Source organism: Gordonibacter sp. (assembly GCF_036667095.1).
Lineage (GTDB): Bacteria > Actinomycetota > Coriobacteriia > Coriobacteriales > Eggerthellaceae > Gordonibacter.
In genome coordinates, this window is the sequence record NZ_JAVWUP010000384.1 from 1 (window position 1) to 298 (window position 298).

Annotated in this window: 1 protein-coding gene; it reads right to left on the reverse strand. The window is 60.4% G+C overall.

Going from position 1 to position 298, the window contains the following annotated elements; genetic code table 11:
- Positions 1-298, reverse strand: a 298-nt coding sequence (locus tag RR842_RS14785; RefSeq protein ID WP_332730329.1) for a molybdopterin dinucleotide binding domain-containing protein, incomplete at both ends; no start/stop codon positions are given.

Genomic DNA, 298 nt, shown 5'->3' on the forward strand with positions numbered 1-298 from the left:
GACTTTGGCTTCGATGCGGATCTCGCCGGCCGGGCTCTTCACGGATACCGTGTCTCCCTGCACGATATTGCGGGTTTCGGCATCGAGCGGGTTGATCCACAGCTGCTGTCGCGCTACCTGCTCAAGCTCGGGGATGAATCCGAACGAGGAGTGCGTGCGGCTCTTATGATGGAAGCCTGCGCAGTACAACGGGTACTCTTCGCTCACCGTGCCGTAGCCTTGGAAGCCGGGTGTAAACACGGGGATGGGGTTGATCGTGTCGCCTTCTTCGAGTCCCCAGGTATTGGCGATCTCGGCC